The following is a 20,055-nucleotide window of genomic DNA, read 5'->3' as shown; positions in this document are numbered from 1 at the left end:
GCCCACCGTAGCCAGCGCCGCCGTGCGGACCGGGCTCAGCGCGGGACGGAGAGCGCCAGCACGGCGAGGTCGTCGGGCTCGTGGCGGGATCCGGAGAGCTGCCGCTCGACCGCGTCGGAGACCGCGGCGACGATGGCCTCCGCGTCGGCGACCGGGGCGCCGGCGACCACCCGGAGCAGCGCGTCCTCCCCGAACTGCCGACCGGCGTCGTCCCGGGCTTCGGTGACCCCGTCGGTGTAGAGCACGAGCGTGGCCCCCGGCGGCAGGTCCAGCGAGGTCTCGCCCAGCTCCAGGTCGGCGTCGATGCCGAGCGGGCGGCCGGCGGTCCCGATCGCGCGGGCGTCGCCGTCCGGCCCGGAAACCAGCGGCAGCGGGTGGCCGGCCACGCTGAGGCGCAGCCGGGAACCCCGCGCGGCCGGCTCCAGCACCAGGCAGCAGGCGGTGACGAACCGCAGCGGTGCGCTGCCCTGCTCGTGCAGGAGGGCGGCGTTCACCGCGCCCAGGATCCCGGCGGCGCTGCCGGTGGCCGCCGCGGCCCGCGCGGTGTGCCGGGTGACCGCGGTGACGGCGGCCGCCTCCGCCCCGGTGCCGCACACGTCGGCGATGAGGACCATCCACCGGCCGTCGGGCAGGGGCATGACGTCGTAGGTGTCACCGCCGACGAGCGCGGTCCCGCCGCCGGCCCGGTACGTGGCCGCGAGCTCCACCCCGGGGATCGTCGGCAGGTGGGAGGGGAGCAGGCTGCGCTGCAGGGTGTCGGCAAGCTCGCGCACCACCGACTCGGCGCGCAGCCGCGCGAGGAACTGGCCGATCTGCCGGCCGGCGTGGGAGAGCACCTCGGTCAGCTCGGGCGGTACCGGCCGGTGCGTGGTGGAGAACAGCTCGCAGACGGCGAGCAGCATGTCGCCGCTGAACACCGGGAACGCCACGCCGGTGCGCAGCCCGTCGTCCCGCGCGGCCTGCACGCGGACGACCGCGCGCTCGTCGGAGAAGTCTTCGACGCTGACGGTCGCGCGCTGCTGCCAGGCCTCGCCGGGCAGTCCCTCGCCCCGCCGGAAGGTGCGCCCGGCGGCGTCGGCCTCCAGCGCGGGAACCGTCGCGCCCGGAGCGGTCCAGGTGCCGGCGTGCACCAGCCGGCTCCCGTCGCCGTCCGGCTGCCACAGCTGGGCGGCGTCCCAGTCCAGCTCGGTGCAGAGCGTGGGCAGCAGCTCGGCGAAGGCGACGTCGGCGTCCGGGGCCTCCGTCAGCGCCGCCGTGATCCGCAGCGTCGCGGCCAGGTAGCGGCTGATCTCGAACTGCCGCTCCAGCAGGATGGTGGTGCTGGCGTCCCGGAGGACGGCGACCACGAGGGCATCCGTCTCCTCGCCGACGGCCGGCGTCAGGCGGGACAGCGTCAGGTCGACCGGCACCTCGTGCCCGGCCGCATGCAGGGCAGGTACCCGCGTGGTCGCACCGACGAGCTTCCCGTCGCCCGTCGCGCGGTACCGCGAGAAGCCCTCGGTGTGGCCGTGGCGCAGTCGTTCGGGCATCAGCACCTGCAGCGGGAGGCCCGTGACCGCGGCCGGGTCGTGCCCGAGCAACCTCGTGACCGAGGGGCTCACGTAGGCGATGCGTCCTTCGCCGTCGGCGACGACCACCGTGTCCGCCAGGGCGGCCAGGAGAGCGTCCGCAGGCAGCACCGGACCTGTCCCGGGCATGGTTCCCCCTCGAGCATGACGTTCCCCGACGGGTCGTCCGCGCTCCGCCTCGGGCAGCAGCTTCTCACACGCGCGCGGTGAGGGCGCCGGTACGGACCGTCGACGTGTGATCATGTCGACACGGCGACATGTCGCCGTCAGAACGCGTAACGGACGTCCAGCCAGGGCGCGCGCCGGGCGATGAGCTGCCGCAGCCGCGCGACCGCCGTCCGCTTGACGCCCGCGCGGTAGCGCACGTTGTCCTGCCCGTTGGAGCTCGCTCGGGTTCCTGCAGCTCGGGGCGCCACAGCAGCTGCTCCGCGGTGAGGTGCCACCCGAGGTCCATCTCGTGCGGGGCCTCGTCGTGGGTCAGCAGGTTCACCTCGGCGGCTCCCCTGCCGGTGCAGCGCCGGGGCCGCCGAACCGGTGCGAGACTGCGCGCGTGACCGCACCCGGCGCTCCCCGCATCGACCTCAACGCCGACCTGGGGGAGGGTTTCGGCGTCTGGCGCCTGGGCGACGACGACGCGCTGCTGGAGGTCGTGAGCAGCGCCAACGTGGCCTGCGGCTTCCACGCCGGGGACCCGGTCACGATGCGCCGCGTGTGCACCGCCGCCGTCGCCGCGGGGGTGGCGATCGGGGCCCAGGTGTCCTACCGGGACCTCGCCGGCTTCGGGCGGCGGTTCGTCGACGTGGCGCCGGGCGAGCTGGCCGCCGACGTGCTGTACCAGCTGGCCGCGCTGGACGGCGTGGCGCGGGCGTGCGCGGGTCGGGTCGCCTACGTCAAGCCGCACGGCGCCCTCTACAACGCCGTGGTGCACCACGCGGCGCAGGCGCGCGCCGTCGTCGAGGCGGTCACCGACTACGACCCCGGGCTGACCGTCCTCGGCCTGCCCGGCTCGCTCCTGCTGCGCGCTGCGGTGGACGCCGGCCTGCCGACCGTGGCGGAGGGGTTCGCCGACCGCGGCTACGCCCCCGACGGCACGCTCGTGCCGCGGGGGTCGGAGGGCGCGCTGGTGCACGACCCGGCCGCGGTGGCCGAGCGAGCGGTGCGCATGGCCACCGAGGGCACCGTGGTCGCCGTGGACGACAGCCCGGTGCGCGTGGAGGTGGGTTCGGTGTGCGTGCACGGGGACACCCCGGGTGCGGTGGACCTCGCGCGGTCGGTGCGGACGGCGCTGCAGGCGGCCGGGCTGCGGGTCGGGCCGTTCACGGGATGACCGGTCAGTCGGCCGGGCGCAGATCCTCCAGCGAGCGGCGGCCGCCGAGCAGGTCGGCGGCGACCGCGTCGACGGACCGCCCCGACGTGTAGGCGTCGGTGCGGAGCAGGGCCAGCCCCTCCGCCGGGTCGACGTCGAGGGCCACGCTGAGCTCGCCCACCGCCTCCCACACCGCTGCCCGCTGCCTCGGTGCCGGCCCGTGCAGCCAGTCCGGCCCCGCCGCGGGCGTCCAGGTCGACCACAGCGCGGCGTCGCTGAGCGCCGACGTCACCAGTTCCCCCACCGCGACCGCCTCGAAGACGTCGAGCGCGGCGACGTCGGCCGGCTGCGTGAAGAACAGGTCGAGCGCCCCCGGTCCGGCGGGTCCCGGGCGCAGCGGCAGGGCGACGACGGCGCGGAAGGGCGTGCCACCCAGCAGCAGGTCGGCGAACAGCGGCCAGCGGCGCCGGAGGTCCTCCTCGACGGCGAACACCGGCTGGCCGGTGGCCTCGGCGGTCGCGCACGGCCCCTCGCCGGCGGTGAACTGCATGCGCTCGGCACCGGCGGCTTCCGGACCGCTGGCGCCCAGCGGGATCCGCCGGCCGCTGCCGTCGACGAGGGTCAGACCGGCGCCGTCGACCCCGAGCACCTCCGCGGAGGCCCGGCTGAGCCGCTGCGGCAGGGCCTCGGGCCCGGCCAGCGCGGGGTCGTGGTGCTGCGCGAGCGCCGCATCGAACCGCCTCGCGATGGTCACACCCGATTGTCCGCCCGCACACCGGGATCCACATCCCGCGCCGCGTCGCCTCCCCGACCCGGACCATCCGCAGGGCCGGGGCGGTGACCGGTGCCCGATCATGGTGCGGTGACGGGCAGCGAGGGCCTCCGCCGCGCGACGGTCTACGGCGATCGCGCGGTGCTCGTCGAGGTCGCCGACCCCGCCGACGTGCCGGGCCTGCGCGCCGCGCTGCTCGCCGCCCCGCTGGCCGGGCAGGTGGACCTGGTGCCCGCCGCGCGCACCGTCCTGGTCGTGCTCGACCGGCCGGTGACCGACCGCGACGTGGCCGCCCTGCGCGGGCTGGCCCCCGCCGTCCCGGACGGGGAACCGGCCCCCGGCCCCGTGGTGGTGCCGGTGGTGTTCGACGGGCCGGACCTGACCGAGGTCTCCCGGCACACCGGCCGCACGGAGGAGGCCGTCGTCGCCGCGCTGACCGGCGCCGCGCTCACCGTGGCCTTCGGCGGCTTCGCGCCCGGCTTCGGCTACCTGACCGGGCTCCCGGCAGACCTGCACGTGCCGCGCCGGGCCACCCCGCGCACCCGGGTGCCGGCCGGCTCGGTGGCGCTGGCCGGCCCGTACGCCGGGGTCTACCCCCGGGCGTCCCCCGGTGGGTGGCAGCTGGTCGGGCGCACCGACGCGGTGCTCTTCGACGTCGACCGGGACCCCCCGGCGCTCCTCGCGCCCGGCACGGCGGTCCGCTTCCGGGTGGTGGGCTGAGTGCTCACCGTGCTCACGCCCGGCCCGTTCGCGACCGTGCAGGACGCCGGCCGGACCGGCTGGGCATCGATCGGCGTGCCGCGCTCCGGCGCGGCGGACCGGCCGGCGGCGGCGCTGGCCAACCGGCTCGTGGGCAACGAGCCCGCGGCCGCGGTCCTCGAGGCGACGGCCGGGGGGCTGCGGGTGCGCGCCGAGCGCACCCTGCTGGTGGCGGTCACCGGTGCGCCCGTCCCCGTCGTCGTCGACGGGCGGCCGGCGCCGTTCGCCGCGCCCACCACGCTGCGACCCGGCGCCGTGCTGGGGCTCGGGACCCCGACGGCGGGGCTGCGCAGCTACCTCGCGGTGCGGGGTGGCATCGACGTCCCGCCGGTGCTGGGGTCGCGCAGCACCGACACGCTGTCCGGCCTCGGTCCGGCCGTGCTGACGGCGGGGATGCGGCTGCCGGTCGGCGGGCTGGCGGGGGAGGAGCCGCTCGTGGACGTCGCCCCCGTGGCCGCGCCGCCGCAGCGGCCGGTGCTGCGGGTGCTGCCCGGTCCGCGGCGGGACTGGTTCGACGAGGCCGCGTGGCCGGCCCTGCTCGCGGGGGCCTGGGAGGTGGGCGCCGACAGCGACCGGGTGGGCCTGCGGCTGGCCGGCCCCCGGCTCGCCCGGGCCCGCGACGACGAGCTGGCCAGCGAAGGGCTGGTGCCCGGCGCCCTGCAGGTGCCGCCGGACGGGGCCCCGGTGCTGTTCCTGGCCGACCACCCGGTCACCGGTGGCTACCCGGTGCTCGCCGTCGTCGTCACCGCGGACCAGCCGCCGGCCGCGCAGCTGCGGCCCGGGGACGTGGTGCGCTTCCGCGCGGCGCGCTGACCCGTGGAGCCGGTGGCGGTCCGGCCGATGGCGTCCTGGCTCACCGGGCGGGGGGGGGGGGGGGGGGGGGGCGGCGCCGGGGGGGGGGCCCCCCCCCCCCCCCCCGCGCGAGGTGCGCTTCGGCGCGGCGCGCTCACCGGTGGAGCCGGTGGCGGTCCGGCCGATGGCGTCCTGGCTCACCGGGCGGGGTCCTGGCTCACCGTCGACCGTGAGCCAGGACCCCGGACGACCAGGTGACCTGATCATCGAGGAACCGGCGGAGGGTGACCGGGAGCGCCTCGAAGCCGCACAGGGCCCCGACCGGCTCAGGCGCCGCGCACGGGGAGGACAGCGGGGCCGTGCGGTCCCGGGACGATGCGCGCGCGGGCGCCGTAGTGCTCCGACAGCACCGCGGCGGTGAGCACCTCCGCCGGGCTCCCCTCGGCGACCACCCGCCCCTCGGCGAGCAGCGTGAGCCGTTCGGCGTACTGCCCGGCGAGGGTGAGGTCGTGCAGCGTGCTCACCACGGTGAGCCCGTCCTGCCGGCGCAACCGGTCGAGCAGGTCGAGCACCTGCTGGGCGTGGCCGAGGTCGAGGGCGGCGGTCGGCTCGTCGAGCAGCAGCACCCGCGGCTGCTGGGCCAGCGCCCGCGCGAGGACTGCGCGCTGCTGCTCCCCGCCGGAGAGGGTGACCACGGCCCGGTCGGCGAGCCCGTCGAGCTCGAGCCGCCCCATGACGTCGGCGACGACCTCCCGGTCCACCCGGCGGGGTGCGGCCAGCAGCGGGCGGTGCGGGGTGCGCCCCAGCAGGACGTAGTCCCGCGTGCTGATGCCCTCGGGCAGCACCGGGAGCTGCGGGGCGTAGGCCAGCAGGCGGGCGCGGTCGCGGCGCGGCATGCCGGTGAGGGGCAGCCCGTCGATGCGCACCTGGCCCTCGTGGGGGTGCAGCCCCAGCACCGAGCGCAGCAACGTGGACTTGCCCGACCCGTTGGGGCCGATGATGCCGAGCCAGCCGCCGGCGGCCACGGTGAACCGGACGGCGGAGAGCGCCGGACGCCGTCCGTAGCCGGCATCCAGGCCGATCACCTCGACCCGCGCGCCGCCGGTGGGAGGCGGGGCCGCTGCCTGCCCGCTCACCGCCGTCGCGCCCCCGCCCACAGCAGGCCCGCGAAGAACGGGGCGCCGACGAACGCGGTCACCACCCCCAGCGGCAGCTCCGCGGGGGACAGGACGGTGCGGGCGAGCAGGTCGGCGAGCACCAGGAACGCCCCACCGGCCAGCAGGGACACCGGGAGCACCCGGGCGTTCGCGGCGCCGACCAGCCGCCGGACGATGTGCGGCACGACCAGCCCGACGAAGCCGATCAGCCCGCTGACCGCGACGGCGGACGCGGTGGCCAGCGAGGCGGCGACCACCACGAGCAGCCGCAGCCGGCCGGGGTGCACGCCCAGCGACCGGGCTTCGTCGTCGCCCACGGCGAGCACGTCCAGCGGGCGGGCGCACAGCAGCAGCGTGCCCACCGCCACCCCGAGGTAGGGCAGCACCAGGCCGACGTCGGACCACTGGGCGCCGCCCAGGTTCCCGAGGAGCCAGCCGTAGATCTCCCGCAGGTCGTCGGTGTTCTGCTGCTGCACCAGCGTCTGCGCCGCCGCCAGGAACGCGGCGACCGCGATACCGGCCAGCAGCAGCGACGCGCTCTGCGAGCCGCCGGCGACGTGACCCAGGGCCAGGGCGCAGCCCACCCCGACGAGCGCCCCGACGAAGGCGGCCAGCGGGACGACCCCGACCGGGCCGACGTGCTGCCCGGGTGCGTAGGCGATCACCAGGGTGGCGCCCAGGCCGGCCCCGGCCGCCGCCCCCAGGAGGTAGGGGTCGGCGAGCGGGTTGCGGAACACGCCCTGGTAGGCGGCGCCGGCGACGGCGAGCGCGGCGCCGACGAGCGAGGCGAGGACCACGCGCGGCAGCCGGAGCTCCACCAGCACCGCCGCGCGGGTGCCCTCCAGCGCGCCGGGCACGGAGAGGTCCAGCGGCGCCAGGGCGCGGTCGAGCAGCGTCGCGACGACCGCGCCGGGCGGCAGCGGCACCGCGCCGACCCACACGCCGGCCAGCACCGCCGCTCCCAGGACGACGACGGTACCGGCCCCGGTGAGGAGTGCGGAGCGCCGCGACCGCACGGCGCCCGGCCCGGCCGCGGTGCGGCCGGGCCGGGTGCCGGGGGCTGCGGTGCTCATGCCGGGGAGGTCCTCAGCCCTGCAGGGCCTCGGCGACGGTCTCGGCGAAGTCCGCGACGCGCGGACCCCAGCGGGACACGACGTCGTCGTCGGCCTCCACGATCCGGCCCTCCACCACCGCGGGGACGCTGCCGAAGGCCGGGCGCTCGGCCACGGTCTCCGCGCTCTGGCCGCAGCACTTCGTGTCGGCCAGCACGATGATCTCGGGCGCCTGGTCGACGACGTACTCGGCCGAGAGCTGCGGGTAGCCGCCGCTGGCGTCCGCGGCGCCGTCGGCGATGTTCTCCAGGCCGAACATGCTGTAGATGCTGCCGATGAAGGTGCTGCTGTCCGCGGAGTAGAGCTCCGGGCCGAGCTCGTGGAAGACCCGCTGCCCGGCGGCGTCCGCGGGCACGGAGTCGACGGCGGCCTGGATGCGGTCGCGCACGTCGGCGACGACCTCGGCCGCCTCCTCCGGGTGGCCGGTGGCCTCGCCGAGCAGTTCGATCTGTCCGTAGGTGTCGTCGAGGTCCTCGGCGGCCTCGAGCAGCAGCACCGGCACGTCGAGGGTCTCCAGGGCGTCCACGATGCCGTTGGTGTCGTTGCTGAGCACCACCAGGTCGGGGTCGTACCCCGCGATGGCCTCGGCGTTGGGCGTGAACGCCGACAGGTCCGTCGTCGGGGCCTCCGCCGGGTAGTTCGAGTTGTCGTCGGCGGCCTCGACCTGGTCGCCCGCACCGATGGCGAAGAGCATCTCCGTCGCCGTGGCCGACATGGACACGATGTCCTCGGGACGTTCCTCGAGGGTCACCTCGCCGTTGTCGCCGGTGACCGTCACCGGGAACTCGCCGGCGGCCGACGACGGGGCCGGCTCGTCGGCGGCCGTGCCGGACGACCCGCCGCAGGCGGCGAGGGCGAGCAGGGGAGCGGCCAGCAGGCCGACGAGGGCGGGGGAGCGCCGCCACGGGGCGGACGCGCTCGACCGCGCCGCGCGGGGGGATGTGCCGGGCAAGGAGGGCCTCCACGGGAGGCGGCGAGCGTCGTCGCCCGAGCTGGTCCGACGCTCGATGCGCGACCCTTGCCGCGAGGGTCGGATGCACGGCGCAGGGCAGGCGATCTGGCTCGGCCCCGTGGGAGGCCTTCACAGTTGCGGGACAGCGCCGGGTTCGTACCGGACTTCGCTGCCGCTGCACCGCCGGCGCGGAGCCGGCGGGCAGAAAGGTACCAGCGCCGGCGGTCCCGGCCGTCCGCGCGCGGAGCCGGTCGGGTCAGGAGGGCGTGGTGGGCAGCGTGCGCGGACGGGGCCAGGTCGTGGCGAGCACCACCCCGCGGAGCCGCGACTCGTCGACCGGTCCGAAGACGCGGGAGTCGATGGAGCCCTCCCGCTCGTCGCCGAGCAGGAAGACCGAGCCGTCGGGGACGGTGACCGGCCCGAGCGCGGTCAGCCACGGCGCCCGTACCCGGCGACGTCCATCTCGGCTGCTCCTGTCCACCGCCGCGGTCCTGCGCGGTGGGGCCACGGTGCCCTGCGGCACCCCGTCCCGGCAGCCGCGCCCTGGGGCATCCCCGCACCCCCATCCGGGGGGCACCGCTCAGGGGCGGGTGCGCGTCACACCTCGTGGTCGACGGGGAGGTGGACCGCGATGCGGGCCCCGCCGCCCGGCCGGTCGCCCATCTCCAGCCGGCCGCCCAGCGCGGCGACCCGGTCGGCCATGAGCTTCAGCCCCAGGTGGCCGTCGGGTCTGCCCCGGTGGGCCGGGCCGAAGCCGACGCCGTCGTCGGCCACCTCCAACCGGACCGCCGTCCGCCGCCCGGAGCCCTCCGCCTCCAGCGTCACCCAGACGCAGGCCGCCCGGGCGTGGTGGACCACGTTGGCCAGCGAGTCCTTGGCGGTGCGGTACAGCGTCGCGGCCTGCTGGGGGCCCAGCGGCGGCAGCGGACCGGTCCGCACGTCGACGGTCAGGCCCTGCGCTTGCAGGGGGAGGGCCAGGTCGTCCAGGGCCCGCGGGAGCCCGTCGGCCGAGAGGTCCGGGGGGTAGACGTCGAGCATGACGCGGCGCAGCGAGGCGACGGCGGTCCGCACCACGCCGCCAGCCGGTCCCGTCAGGAGCGAGCCCCTCCGCAGGCTGCAGCCTCCGGCCAGGCGCTGCCCCCGTCGGCGACGGTGCGGATGTGGTCGGTGAGGGCGTCGGAGTCCTCGCCCTTCGCGAGGAAACCGGCTGCGCCCAGCGCCTTGGCCTCCGCCATCACGCTCGACACCACGGTGCCGGTCAGCAGGACGACCTTGACGTCGGGGCACTCGTCCCGGAGTTGCGCCGCGGCCTCCAGGCCGGTCATCCGGGGCATCACGTGGTCCAGCAGGGCGACGTGCGGACGGGTGGACCGAGCGGCCGGGAGGACCTCGTCACCGTCGGAGCAGGCGGCCACGACCGCGATGTCGGTGGTGGACCCGAAGAGGTCCACGAGCGCGAGCCGGACCCCCGTGTGGTCGTCGGCGATCAACAGGCGGATCACGTGCACCCCTGTCCTGAGGTGACGGCCGGGAGCGTCGGTGGTTCCGGCGCGTTGCGGCGGTGGGTGGCGGCCGGCTGGCAGTGTGCTTCCCAAGTTGCCCGAGCGCCAACCGGAGGAAGGCGCGTCCCGGGCCTGCGGGGCCGCCGAGGCGGTCGGGTCGGCTCCGGGCGGTGGTCCGCTACGGGGTCACGACAGGGGCGACGGCCCCGCGGCCCGCCCGGGCGCGTGCAGCGGTGGCCCGACGGCAACGGAGCTGGTTCACGGCGACATGCGGGCGGGCGGGGAGTGGCTGCGGGACGGCATGCGGTCCTCCTGTGCGGGTTGGTTCCGATGCCCCTCCCATGGGGCGGGACCATGCGGAGAGTCTCGACGCGCCGGGGACCGCGGACAGCCGACGGGTGGGGAGTGCGTGCCCCCGATGTGAGGGGCCTCCCACCGCGCCCGCCGCGGCCGGCCGGCCGGCCGGCCGGACGGTCACCGCCGAGCGGCCAGGACTCCCGCGTAGACCTCCACCGTCTGCCGGGCGATCGCCTCCCAGCCGAAGTCGGCGACCACCCGCGCGCGGCCCGCGGCACCCATGGCGGCGGCGCGATCCGGGTCGGCCAGCAGCTCGCCGGTGCGGGCCGCCAGGCCGGCGGCGAACCCCGCCGGGTCGCTCTCGTCGTAGGGCACCAGCAGGCCGGTGCGGCCGTCGTCGACGACCTCCGGGATGCCGCCCACCGCGCTGGCCACGACGGCGGTGCCGCAGGCGGCGGCCTCGAGGTTGACGATGCCCAGCGGCTCGTAGACCGACGGGCACACGAACACCGTCGCGCCCGTGATGAGCGGGACCAGCTGCTCCCGGGGCAGCATCTCCTCGATCCAGACCACGCCGTCGCGGCGGCTCTGGAGGGCGGCGACCGCATCGGCGACCTGCTGCCGCTCGGCAGGGGTGTCGGCGGCCCCGGCACAGAGCACGAGACCGGCGTCGGCGGGCAGCTGGTCGGCCGCGGCGAGCAGGTGCACCAGCCCCTTCTGCCGGGTGATCCGCCCGACGAACAGCGCGTACGGCCGGTCGAAGTCCACGCCGAGCCGGCGGACGACGTCGGGGGCGGGCAGCGGCCGGTAGGCCCGGGCGTCGACGCCGTTGCGGACCACGTGCACCCGGGCCGGGTCGAGCTCGGGGTAGACGGCGAGCACGTCCTCGCGCATGCCGGAGCTGACCGCGACGACCGCGTCGGCGGCCAGGTAGGCGGTGCGCTCGGCCCAGGAGGAGAGCCGGTAGCCGCCACCGAGCTGCTCGGCCTTCCACGGCCGGCGCGGTTCCAGCGAGTGCGCCGTGACGACGTGCGGGACGCCGTGCACCAGCGAGGCGAGGAGGCCGGCGGTGTTGGCGTACCAGGTGTGGCTGTGCACCAGGTCGACGCCGGCGAGCGCGGCGGCGATGCCGACGTCGACGCCCACCGCCTGCAGCGCGCCGTTGGTCTCGGAGAGCCCGGCGGGCACGGCGTGGGCGGTCGCGTCCGGCCGCGGTCCGCCGAAGCAGTGGACGTCGATCTGGAGGTCCCGCCCGCCCCCGGTCCCGTCGGGCAGGGCGCGCAGGGCCGCCACCAGGTGCTCGACGTGCACCCCCGCGCCGCCGTAGACGTCCGGCGGCCACTCTCGCGTGACGATCCCGATGCGCACGGCGCCACCCTAGGAGCACCTCGTCCTCCCCACCCTTCGCAGGCTCGGGGCGGTGCCCTGGACGAGGCCGTTCCAGCACGTCACCCGTTCGGGGCCGAGGGGAGAGAGCGCGGGGCCGCGTGCGGCGGGGGCGCGGTCCAGCGGCTACGTTGCGGGGATGCGCGGCGGTCCACGGGTTCTCGGCATCGTCCTGGCGGGCGGTGAGGGGAAGCGGCTGGCTCCGCTGACCCAGGACCGCGCGAAGCCGGCCGTCCCCTTCGGGGGCAACTACCGGCTCGTCGACTTCGTGCTCTCCAACCTGGTGAACGGCGACATCCGGCACATCGCCGTCCTCACCCAGTACAAGAGCCACAGCCTCGACCGGCACATCACCCAGACCTGGCGGATGTCCAGCCTGCTGGGCAACTACGTGACCCCGGTGCCGGCGCAGCAGCGGCTGGGCCCGCGCTGGTACACGGGCAGCGCCGACGCGATCTTCCAGAGCCTCAACCTGATCTACGACGAGCGCCCGGACGTCGTCGTCGTCTTCGGGGCCGACCACGTGTACCGCATGGACCCGGCGCAGATGGTCGACCAGCACCTGCAGACCGGAGCGGGCGTGACCATCGCCGGGCTGCGGGTGCCGCGGCGGGAGGCGACCGAGTTCGGCGTCATCGACTCCGACGCCGAAGGGAAGGTGCGCGGGTTCCTGGAGAAGCCGGCGGACCCGCCCGGGCTGCCCGACTCGCCCGAGGAGAGCTTCGCCTCCATGGGCAACTACGTGTTCACCACCGACGCCCTGCTGGAGGCGCTGCGCGCCGACGCCGAGGACCCCGGCTCGGTGCACGACATGGGCGGCTCGATCATGCCGATGCTCGCCGAGGCCGGGGAGGCGTGGGTCTACGACTTCTCCACCAACGTGGTGCCGGGGGCGACCGAGCGCGACCAGGGCTACTGGCGTGACGTCGGCACGATCGACTCGTACTACGACGCCCACATGGACCTGGTGTCGGTGTCGCCGGTGTTCAACCTCTACAACGACCGGTGGCCGATCTACACGCTGCCGCCGCAGCGCCCGCCGGCGAAGTTCGTGCTGGGCGGACGCGCCGAGGAGTCGATGGTGAGCGCGGGCGCCATCATCGGCGGCGGCTCGGTGCACGGCTCGGTGATCTCGCCGGGGGTGCGCGTGGAGCGCGGTGCCCGGGTCGAGGACAGCGTGGTCATGGACGGCGCCTACATCGGCGAGGGCGCGCACGTCCGCCGGGCCATCCTGGACAAGAACGTCGTCGTGCCGGCCGGGGCGCGGATCGGCGTCGACCAGGAGCTGGACCGCGAGCGCTACCACGTGAGCGCCGGCGGCATCACCGTGCTGGGCAAGGGCGTCCGCGCCTACCTCTGAGACCCCGGGGCCGCCGCCGGACGGTGGACGTCGTCGGTTTCCCCTCACAGCACCCGAGGAGGCCCGGTGGCACGGGACGTCGACGTGGTCACGGAGACGGTGATCCACCGTCCGCGGGCCCAGGTGGCGGCGTTCGCGGGCGATCCCGGTCGCGCGCCGGAGTGGTACCGCGCCATCGACTCGGTCGAGTGGCGGACCCCTCCGCCCGTCGCCGTCGGGTCGCGGGTGGACTTCGTGGCCCGGTTCCTCCGGCGACGGCTGGCCTACACCTACGAGGTCGCGGAGCTCGTGCCGGGCGAGCGGCTGGTCATGCGCACGGCGCAGGGACCGTTCCCCATGGAGACCACCTACACGTGGGAGGAGCTCGCCCCGGGCAGCACCCGGATGACGCTGCGCAACCGTGGCCGTCCGGCGGGCTTCTCCGCCCTCGCCTCCCCGTTCGTCGCCGCCGCCGTCCGGCGGGCCAACCGCGCAGACCTCGCTCGTCTGCGCGACCTGCTCGAGCGGGGATGACGCTCAGCTGCGCTTCGTGGCCACCAGCAGCCCGGTGCCGATCGGCAGGACGGCGGGCAGCAGCGTCTCGTCGTCGCGGATCGTGCGGGCGATCTCGCGCCAGGCCACCGACTGCGGGTCGCGGGCGGTGCGGTCGGCGACGCGGCCACCCTCGAGCAGCCCGTGGCAGGTGAGCGTGCCGCCGATCCGCACCAGGCCGAGCAGTGCGGCGAGGTGCTCGGAGTACTCGCGGGGCGGGCCGGCGCAGCAGACCATGTCGTAGCCGCCGGGGGAGAGCCGGGGGAGCACCTCACCGGGGGTGCCGAAGATCAGCCGGGCCCGGCTGGCGGGCACCTTCGCCTCGGCGAGCGCCGAGCGCGCCGCCCGGAGCTGCTCGGGATCGGCGTCCAGCGCGGTGAGGACGCCGTCGGGCCGCATCCCGCGCAGCAGCCAGAGCGCGGCCAGGCCGCCGCCGCTGCCGATCGAGACGACCGAACGGGCGCCGCTCGTCGCGGCCAGCACGGCCAGGGTGGCGCCCACCGGCGGCTCCACCGGGGTGGCGCCGGAGAGGAAGTGCGCGCGCCGCCGGGCGGCCACCATCTCTGGCGACTCGGCGGCGAAGCGGTCGGCGTAGGCGGCGCCCTGGTCGGTGCCGCCCGCGGGCGGCGGCTGATCGGCGCTCATCACCGGCCGAGGGTAGTGGCCCGGGGCCCCGTGCCCGCGTGCGCGGGCGGACCTGTGCGTCTCCTGGGAGTCCCGGTGCACGGGAACACGGGTGTGCCCACCGTCCGTTGATCAGGACGTGCGCCTGATGCGACCCGTGTCCCGACCCGCCGACTCCGGGGAGGTCGTGGGCGGTCCCGTCTGCGATCCTGGTGCCGTGCCCGAGACCACCCCGACGTCCGCTGCTGCCGCGGCGGAGCAGGAGGGCTGGGTGGCGCCCACGTGGGAGCAGGTGGTCCGCGACCACTCGGCCCGGGTCTACCGGCTGGCCTACCGCCTCTCGGGCAACCCCCAGGACGCCGAGGACCTGACCCAGGAGACCTTCGTCCGGGTGTTCCGCTCGCTGGCCGACTACTCGCCGGGCACCTTCGAGGGCTGGCTGCACCGCATCACCACGAACCTCTTCCTCGACATGGTCCGCCGCCGGCAGCGGATCCGGTTCGACGCGCTGCCCGACGACACCGAGCGGCTGCCCGGCCGGGCACCGAGCCCCGAGCAGGTCTACGCGGACACCCACCTCGACCCGCAGGTGCAGGCGGCCCTCGACGCGCTCTCGCCGGAGTTCCGGGTGGCTGTCGTCCTGTGCGACATCGAGGGGCTCACCTACGAGGAGATCGCCGCCACGCTGGGCATCAAGCTCGGCACCGTGCGCAGCCGCATCCACCGGGGGCGGGTGCAGCTGCGCGAGGCGCTGGCCCACCTGGCCCCGCGCCGGACGGGTGTCACGGGGGAGGGCTCGTGAACGAGCTCGCGAGCTCACCATGGAGCACAGCAGCACCGCGAACGCGGCCGACGAGCGCTAGCGAGGAGGGCTCGTGAGCATCCCGGAGAGCCACCTGGCCCAGGAGGCGATCGCCGCGCTGGTCGATGGCGAGCTCTCCGCCGGCCCGGCGGGCCGGGCGGCCCGCCACCTCGCCGGCTGCACCACCTGCCGGATGGCCGTGGCCGCCCAGCGGGAGGCCAAGGAGGCGCTGCACGGCTCCGCCGACGTGGCGATGCCCGGTGACCTCATGTCGCGGCTGTGCGCGATCCCCTTCACCGCCGAGTTCCCGGGTTCGAGCACGGGTCCCGGTGACGTGCGCGCCTCGGCCGGGGAGCTGACGGTCACCGGCAGCTCCGGCGCCTTCTCCCTGGACCTCACCGAAGGGGCGCACCGACGAGGTTCGGCGGGCGGCCGCTGGTTCCGCCGCGGGGTCGCCGGGACGATCGTCGGCCTGGGCGCCGGCGTGACGGCGCTCGCGCTCACCCTCCCCGGCGACACCGGCCGCGCGCCGGCGGCCGACCCGGTGCAGCCCCAGCAGCACACCGAGGTCGCGCCGCCCGTGCTGCGGACGGTCACCGTCGGCAGCCCCGGCGGGCTCGGCGCCCCGGGCGGCACCCCCTGAGCAGCGCGCGGTACGACCCACCAGCCGGACCGGGCCCCGGCGACGCCGCCGCGTACGGGCGGCCCGACGGGCAGTCGGGCGCCTTCGACGAGACGACGGCGCCCCGGCTCGAGGCGCGACCGGTGCACGCTCCCCGGCCCACGTCCGCCCAGGCGGGTGCCTTCGGCCGGCCCGAGCAGGTGGCGGGCAGCTTCGCCGGCGACCGCCCGCCGCCGGCACCGCGCCCGGTCCCGCCGCCACCGCCCGAGGCGCTGCTGCGCGCCTTCGGCCCGCCGGCCCCCGGTCGGAGCGGGCTGCAGGAGCCGCCCGGGGGACGTCCCGGTCGGCGGCGCACCGCCACCGGTCCGTGGTGGAAGGCGGACGCCCGAGTCGACCCGTGGCGCGACCCGTCGTCCCCGGCCGGCCTGGGTGCCCCGGCCGTCTACGACGACGAGGACAGCCAGCCCGGCCCGGTCGTCTTCGACCCCCGGGGGCGCCGCAAGGTGCGGCTGCGCGACCTCTCGGTGCGCCTGACCACGCTCGTCGTCCTCGGGCTGCTGGTCGTCGGGATCCTCGGCGGCGGTGTCGGCTGGTACCTGACCCGCACCGCGGACGAGGCGCCGCTGTTCACCCCGGGCACGACGCTGGCCCAGGTCGAACCGCGCGGCACCGGCGAGCGCAGCCCGGTCTCCGACATCGCCGAGGCCGTCATCCCGGCCGTCGTCTCCATCGAGGTGCGCGTCGGCCAGGCCGGTGCGACCGGTTCCGGTGTCGTCATCGACGGCGAGAACGGCTACATCGTCACGAACAACCACGTCATCTCCGGCGCCGACGGCGTCGAGGGCGCCGAGATCCGGGCGGTCTTCTCCGACGGCAGCGGGTCCGCCGCGCGCATCGTCGGCCGCGACCCGGCCAGCGACCTCGCCGTCATCAAGGTGGAGAAGCCCGGCCTGGTGACGGCCGAGCTGGGCCGCTCCGGCGACGTCGTGGTCGGCGACCCGGTCGTGGCGATCGGCTCGCCGCTGGGTCTGGCCGGCACGGTCACCAGCGGGATCGTCAGCGCGCTGGACCGCCCGGTGCGGCTCTCCGGCGAGGGCACCGACACCAACGCGGTCATCAGCGCCGTGCAGACCGACGCCCCGATCAACCCGGGCAACTCCGGCGGGGCGCTCGTCGACGCGAGCGGAGCCCTCGTCGGCATCAACACCGCGATCGCCTCGACCGGCGCCGGCGGGTCCATCGGCCTGGGCTTCGCGATCCCGGTGGACACGATGAAGCGGATCGTCGAGCAGCTGATCGCGACCGGCTCGGCCGTGCACGCCACGCTCGGGGTGAATGCCCGCTCGGTCACCGACGGCACCCGCGACGGCGCCCTGGTGCTCAACGTCGAGCCCGGCAGCCCCGCGTCCCAGGCCGGCATCCGCGAGGAGGACGTGATCATCGCCGTCGACGAGACGCCGGTCGGCAGCTCCGAGGAGCTCTCCGTCGCCGTCGACGCCCGGCAGCCCGGTGACGTCGTCACGGTGGAACTGGTCCGCGGTGGCAGTTCGCGCACGGTCGAGGTGACGCTCGGGGCCGCATAGCCCCGAAAGGCGGCTACGCTGACCCCCGGCAGCGCTGGCGGTCGGAAGGGCGAGGAGCGCGGTGTTCGACTCGATCGGCTGGGGCGAGATCCTCGTCCTCGCGCTCGCCGCGCTCTTCATCTTCGGTCCCGAGCGGCTGCCCGACCTCGCGAAGGAGGCGGCCGCCGGGCTCAAGCGGATGCGCGGGGCCATCACCGGCGTCCGCGCCCAGGTCAACGAGTCCCTCGGCGACGACTTCGAAGGGCTGCGCGACCTCGATCTGCGCAAGTACCACCCGCGCACGTTCATCCGCGAGCAGCTGCTCGGCGACGACGAGCCGCCGGTCTCCCCGGCCCGGGCCGGGGGTGCCACGGCCGCCACGGTGGTCGCCGCGCAGGTGCGCGACCGCAGCGTCCCCCCGCCCTTCGACGTCGACGCGACCTGACCCGCCCCGTTCCCGGCGGCGAGGCCCCGCTCGCCCCGGCGGCGGGGATCAGGTGACCTGATCGTGGAGCGTCCTCCCTCAGCGCAGACGGTGAGGGAGGACGCTCCGCGGTGGGGGAGGACGACGCCGCACGGACGGCGACGGGGTCGCGCGGCTGCTAGCGGCGGACGGGGGTGAGCCCCAGGGACATCCCCTGCAGCCCGCGCTGGCGGACGGCGAGCCCGTCGGCGATCTTCTCCAGGGCCTGCGCGGCGGGGGACTCCGGCTCGGCCAGCACGATCGGCGCACCGGCGTCGCCGGCCTCGCGGAGCCGGGTGTCCAGCGGGATCTGGCCGAGCAGCGGCACACGGGCACCGAGCGTGCGGGTGAGCGCGTCGGAGACCGTCTGCCCGCCGCCGGAGCCGAAGACCTCGACGCGCGAGCCGTCGGGCAGCTCCATCCAGCTCATGTTCTCGATGACCCCGACGACCTGCTGGTGAGTCTGGGTGGCGATCGCGCCGGCCCGCTCGGCGACCTCGGCCGCGGCCAGCTGCGGCGTGGTGACGACGAGGATCTCGGCGTTGGGCAGCAGCTGCGCGATGGAGATCGCGACGTCGCCGGTGCCGGGCGGCAGGTCCAGCAGCAGGACGTCGAGGTCACCCCACCAGACGTCGGCGAGGAACTGCTGCAGCGCGCGGTGCAGCATCGGCCCGCGCCACACGACCGGGGTGTTGCCGGGGGTGAACATGCCGATCGAGATGACCTTCACACCCAGGGACTGCGGCGGCATGATCATGTTGTCGACCTGCGTGGGCTTGTCGTCGACGCCCAGCATGCGCGGCACCGAGTGGCCGTAGATGTCGGCGTCCACGACGCCGACCGACAGCCCGCGCTTGGCCAGGGCCGCGGCGAGGTTCACGGTGACGGAGGACTTGCCGACGCCGCCCTTGCCGGAGGCGACGGCGTAGACGCGGGTGAGCGAGCCGGGCTGGGCGAAGGGGATCACCGGGTCCGCGGCGTCGGTGCCGCGCACCGTCTTCCGCAGCTCGGCCCGCTGCTCGTCGTTCATCACGTCGAGGGCGACCTGCACCGAAGTCACCCCCGGCACCGCGCCCACGGCCTGGGTGACCCGGTTGGTGATCGTCTCCCGCATCGGGCAGCCGGCGACGGTCAGGTAGACCTCGACGGCGACCGAGCCGTCGGGCCCGATCCGCACGTCCTTGACCATGCCCAGCTCGGTGAGCGGGCGGTTGATCTCGGGATCCTGGACGGTGGCCAGAGCGGCGTTGACGGCGTCGAGCGCCGGCGTGCCGGTCAGCTGGTCGGACATCGTGTTCGTCTGTCTCCTCACGAGCGGGGGACCGGCGTCCGGTGGTCGCGGCCGGAGCGGCGACCCGCGCGATCGGTCGCCTGCCACTCTACGGCGGCACGCGGACCCGACGGCCCGGCGGAGGGTGATCTGGCGCGCACCGGGGCGGAACTAGGGTCGTCGCCGTGCAGCCCGACCGTGCCGAGACGCTGCGGGACGCGGTGGGTCTCGGGCTCGCCGTCGGCCTCTACGGGGTGGCGTTCGGCGCCGCGGCCGACGCCGCCGGGCTCGACGTCTGGCAGGCGCTGGTGCTCTCGGCGGTGATGTTCACCGGCGCCTCGCAGTTCGCCCTCATCGGCGTCCTCGGCGCGGGCGGCAGCCCCCTGGCCGCCGTCGGCAGCGCGCTGCTGCTGGGTACCCGCAACACCGTCTACGGCGTCCGGCTGGTGCCGCTGCTCCGGCCGCGGGGCCCGCTCCGCCGCGCCGGGACGGCGCACTGGGTCATCGACGAGACGACGGCGCTGGCGCTGGCCGCCCGCGACCGGGCGCTGGCCGGGCTGGCGTTCCTGGTCGGCGGGGCGACGCTCTACCTGACCTGGAACGCGACGACCGTGGTCGGCGCGCTCGGTGCCGCCGCGCTGGGCGGCACGGCCCGGGCGGCGCTGGACGCGGTCGTCCCCGCCGCGTTCCTCGCCCTGCTCTGGCCGCGGCTGGGCCGGGCGTTCCCCGAGCCCGCCGTGCAGCGCCGGGTGGCGCTCGGCGGCGCGGTGGTCGCGCTGGCGCTGACCCCGTTCGTGCCGCCCGGCGTGCAGGTGGTCGCCGCGGTGGTGGCGGTCGCCCTGGCCGGCCGGCCCCGCCGTGCGGTGGCGTCGTGAGCGGGACCTGGACGGCGGTGCTCGTCGCCTCCGTCGGCTGCTACCTGCTCAAGCTGGCCGGGCTGTCGGTGCCGGCGTCGTGGGTGGAGCAGCCCTGGGTCGCGCGCGTCGTCGACTTCGTCCCGGCGGCGCTGCTCGCCGCACTCGTCGTCGTCCAGGGGCTGACCAGCGGCGCGGAGATCGTGGTGGACGGCCGGCTGGCCGGGCTCGCCGTCGCGGCGCTGGCCCTGGCGCTGCGGGCGCCGTTCATCGTCGTGCTCCTGCTCGCCGGGGCGGCGGGCGCGGCGGTGCACCTCCTGACGGGCTGACCCCCCGTGGGGCGCTGACGAACCCGCGACCGGAG

Annotated in this window: 23 protein-coding genes; 11 read left to right on the top strand and 12 right to left on the bottom strand. The window is 76.4% G+C overall.

The window, feature by feature from the left end; all coding sequences use genetic code 11:
* Positions 1-35 precede the first annotated feature (35 nt).
* Complete coding sequence (locus QOZ88_RS15020) at positions 36-1,697, bottom strand: SpoIIE family protein phosphatase (RefSeq protein WP_306000552.1); 1,662 nt, start codon at positions 1,695-1,697, stop codon at positions 36-38.
* Between the two features lie 137 nt (positions 1,698-1,834).
* The gene (locus QOZ88_RS15015) at positions 1,835-1,984 is read right to left on the bottom strand and encodes a hypothetical protein (protein ID WP_306000551.1); all 150 of its coding nucleotides are present in this window, start codon (positions 1,982-1,984) and stop codon (positions 1,835-1,837) included.
* Positions 1,985-2,118: 134 nt separating this feature from the next.
* Here QOZ88_RS15015 and QOZ88_RS15010 point away from each other — a divergent pair, with 134 nt between their 5' ends.
* Entirely contained in the window at positions 2,119-2,895 is a 777-nt protein-coding gene (locus QOZ88_RS15010) for a LamB/YcsF family protein (RefSeq protein ID WP_306000550.1), read from the top strand.
* 4 nt (positions 2,896-2,899) lie between these two features.
* Here the strand turns inward: QOZ88_RS15010 and QOZ88_RS15005 are convergent, their stop codons facing one another.
* Positions 2,900-3,628, bottom strand: a complete 729-nt coding sequence (locus QOZ88_RS15005; RefSeq protein WP_306000549.1) for an ANTAR domain-containing protein — start codon at positions 3,626-3,628, stop codon at positions 2,900-2,902.
* Between the two features lie 108 nt (positions 3,629-3,736).
* Here QOZ88_RS15005 and QOZ88_RS15000 point away from each other — a divergent pair, with 108 nt between their 5' ends.
* Complete coding sequence (locus tag QOZ88_RS15000) at positions 3,737-4,366, top strand: 5-oxoprolinase subunit B family protein (RefSeq protein ID WP_306000548.1); 630 nt, start codon at positions 3,737-3,739, stop codon at positions 4,364-4,366.
* The gene (locus QOZ88_RS14995; protein WP_306000547.1) at positions 4,367-5,218 is read left to right on the top strand and encodes a 5-oxoprolinase subunit C family protein; all 852 of its coding nucleotides are present in this window, start codon (positions 4,367-4,369) and stop codon (positions 5,216-5,218) included.
* Positions 5,219-5,523: 305 nt separating this feature from the next.
* On the opposite strand, the gene QOZ88_RS14990 is transcribed toward QOZ88_RS14995, so the two are convergent.
* The 7 genes from QOZ88_RS14990 to glgA form a co-directional block, all read right to left on the bottom strand.
* Positions 5,524-6,333, bottom strand: a complete 810-nt coding sequence (locus QOZ88_RS14990; protein WP_306000546.1) for an ABC transporter ATP-binding protein — start codon at positions 6,331-6,333, stop codon at positions 5,524-5,526.
* Positions 6,330-7,427: a FecCD family ABC transporter permease gene (locus QOZ88_RS14985; RefSeq protein WP_306000545.1), complete on the bottom strand. Its 1,098-nt coding sequence runs from the start codon at positions 7,425-7,427 to the stop codon at positions 6,330-6,332. The genes QOZ88_RS14990 and QOZ88_RS14985 overlap by 4 nt, the downstream gene beginning before the upstream one ends.
* 13 nt (positions 7,428-7,440) lie before the next feature.
* On the bottom strand, positions 7,441-8,418 hold the full coding sequence (locus QOZ88_RS14980) for an ABC transporter substrate-binding protein (protein ID WP_306000544.1): 978 nt from the start codon (positions 8,416-8,418) through the stop codon (positions 7,441-7,443).
* 256 nt (positions 8,419-8,674) lie between these two features.
* Complete coding sequence (locus QOZ88_RS14975; RefSeq protein WP_306000543.1) at positions 8,675-8,899, bottom strand: S26 family signal peptidase; 225 nt, start codon at positions 8,897-8,899, stop codon at positions 8,675-8,677.
* 116 nt (positions 8,900-9,015) lie between these two features.
* Complete coding sequence (locus tag QOZ88_RS14970; RefSeq protein WP_306000542.1) at positions 9,016-9,492, bottom strand: sensor histidine kinase; 477 nt, start codon at positions 9,490-9,492, stop codon at positions 9,016-9,018.
* A 17-nt stretch (positions 9,493-9,509) separates the two neighbouring features.
* Complete coding sequence (locus tag QOZ88_RS14965) at positions 9,510-9,920, bottom strand: response regulator (RefSeq protein ID WP_306000541.1); 411 nt, start codon at positions 9,918-9,920, stop codon at positions 9,510-9,512.
* 474 nt (positions 9,921-10,394) lie between these two features.
* Positions 10,395-11,585, bottom strand: a complete 1,191-nt coding sequence (gene glgA / locus QOZ88_RS14960) for a glycogen synthase (protein ID WP_306000540.1) — start codon at positions 11,583-11,585, stop codon at positions 10,395-10,397.
* Positions 11,586-11,742: 157 nt separating this feature from the next.
* Between glgA and glgC the strand changes: the two genes are divergently transcribed.
* Together glgC and QOZ88_RS14950 are read left to right on the top strand one after the other, a co-directional pair.
* Positions 11,743-12,963: a glucose-1-phosphate adenylyltransferase gene (glgC, locus tag QOZ88_RS14955; protein WP_306000539.1), complete on the top strand. Its 1,221-nt coding sequence runs from the start codon at positions 11,743-11,745 to the stop codon at positions 12,961-12,963.
* Between the two features lie 66 nt (positions 12,964-13,029).
* Positions 13,030-13,476, top strand: a complete 447-nt coding sequence (locus tag QOZ88_RS14950) for an SRPBCC family protein (RefSeq protein ID WP_306000538.1) — start codon at positions 13,030-13,032, stop codon at positions 13,474-13,476.
* A gap of 3 nt (positions 13,477-13,479) precedes the next feature.
* On the opposite strand, the gene QOZ88_RS14945 is transcribed toward QOZ88_RS14950, so the two are convergent.
* A complete protein-coding gene (locus tag QOZ88_RS14945) occupies positions 13,480-14,139 on the bottom strand; it encodes an O-methyltransferase (RefSeq protein WP_306000537.1) in 660 nt (219 codons plus the stop codon).
* Between the two features lie 196 nt (positions 14,140-14,335).
* Between QOZ88_RS14945 and sigE the strand changes: the two genes are divergently transcribed.
* The 4 genes from sigE to QOZ88_RS14925 all read left to right on the top strand — a co-directional run bounded on the left by sigE (position 14,336) and on the right by QOZ88_RS14925 (position 17,549).
* Positions 14,336-14,920, top strand: coding sequence for an RNA polymerase sigma factor SigE (gene sigE, locus QOZ88_RS14940; protein WP_306000536.1), 585 nt, complete (start codon positions 14,336-14,338; stop codon positions 14,918-14,920).
* Positions 14,921-14,993: 73 nt separating this feature from the next.
* Positions 14,994-15,563 (top strand): anti-sigma factor family protein, encoded by a 570-nt coding sequence (locus QOZ88_RS14935; protein ID WP_306000535.1) that lies wholly within the window; start codon positions 14,994-14,996, stop codon positions 15,561-15,563.
* A 122-nt stretch (positions 15,564-15,685) separates the two neighbouring features.
* Complete coding sequence (locus tag QOZ88_RS14930) at positions 15,686-17,125, top strand: S1C family serine protease (RefSeq protein WP_306000534.1); 1,440 nt, start codon at positions 15,686-15,688, stop codon at positions 17,123-17,125.
* 61 nt (positions 17,126-17,186) lie between these two features.
* A complete protein-coding gene (locus QOZ88_RS14925; RefSeq protein WP_306000533.1) occupies positions 17,187-17,549 on the top strand; it encodes a twin-arginine translocase TatA/TatE family subunit in 363 nt (120 codons plus the stop codon).
* Between the two features lie 157 nt (positions 17,550-17,706).
* Here QOZ88_RS14925 and QOZ88_RS14920 read toward each other — a convergent pair whose 3' ends face one another.
* A complete protein-coding gene (locus QOZ88_RS14920; RefSeq protein WP_306000532.1) occupies positions 17,707-18,858 on the bottom strand; it encodes an Mrp/NBP35 family ATP-binding protein in 1,152 nt (383 codons plus the stop codon).
* A gap of 164 nt (positions 18,859-19,022) precedes the next feature.
* Here QOZ88_RS14920 and QOZ88_RS14915 point away from each other — a divergent pair, with 164 nt between their 5' ends.
* Both QOZ88_RS14915 and QOZ88_RS14910 read left to right on the top strand, forming a co-directional pair.
* Positions 19,023-19,712, top strand: coding sequence for an AzlC family ABC transporter permease (locus tag QOZ88_RS14915; RefSeq protein WP_306000531.1), 690 nt, complete (start codon positions 19,023-19,025; stop codon positions 19,710-19,712).
* Positions 19,709-20,020, top strand: coding sequence for an AzlD domain-containing protein (locus QOZ88_RS14910; protein WP_306000530.1), 312 nt, complete (start codon positions 19,709-19,711; stop codon positions 20,018-20,020). Before QOZ88_RS14915 ends, QOZ88_RS14910 begins: the two co-directional genes overlap by 4 nt.
* Positions 20,021-20,055 lie beyond the last annotated feature (35 nt).

It is taken from the genome of Blastococcus carthaginiensis, from assembly GCF_030731085.1.
Lineage (GTDB): Bacteria > Actinomycetota > Actinomycetes > Mycobacteriales > Geodermatophilaceae > Blastococcus > Blastococcus carthaginiensis.
Note: the sequence above shows the minus strand (reverse complement) of the source record. Positions and strands in the feature narration are given on the sequence as shown.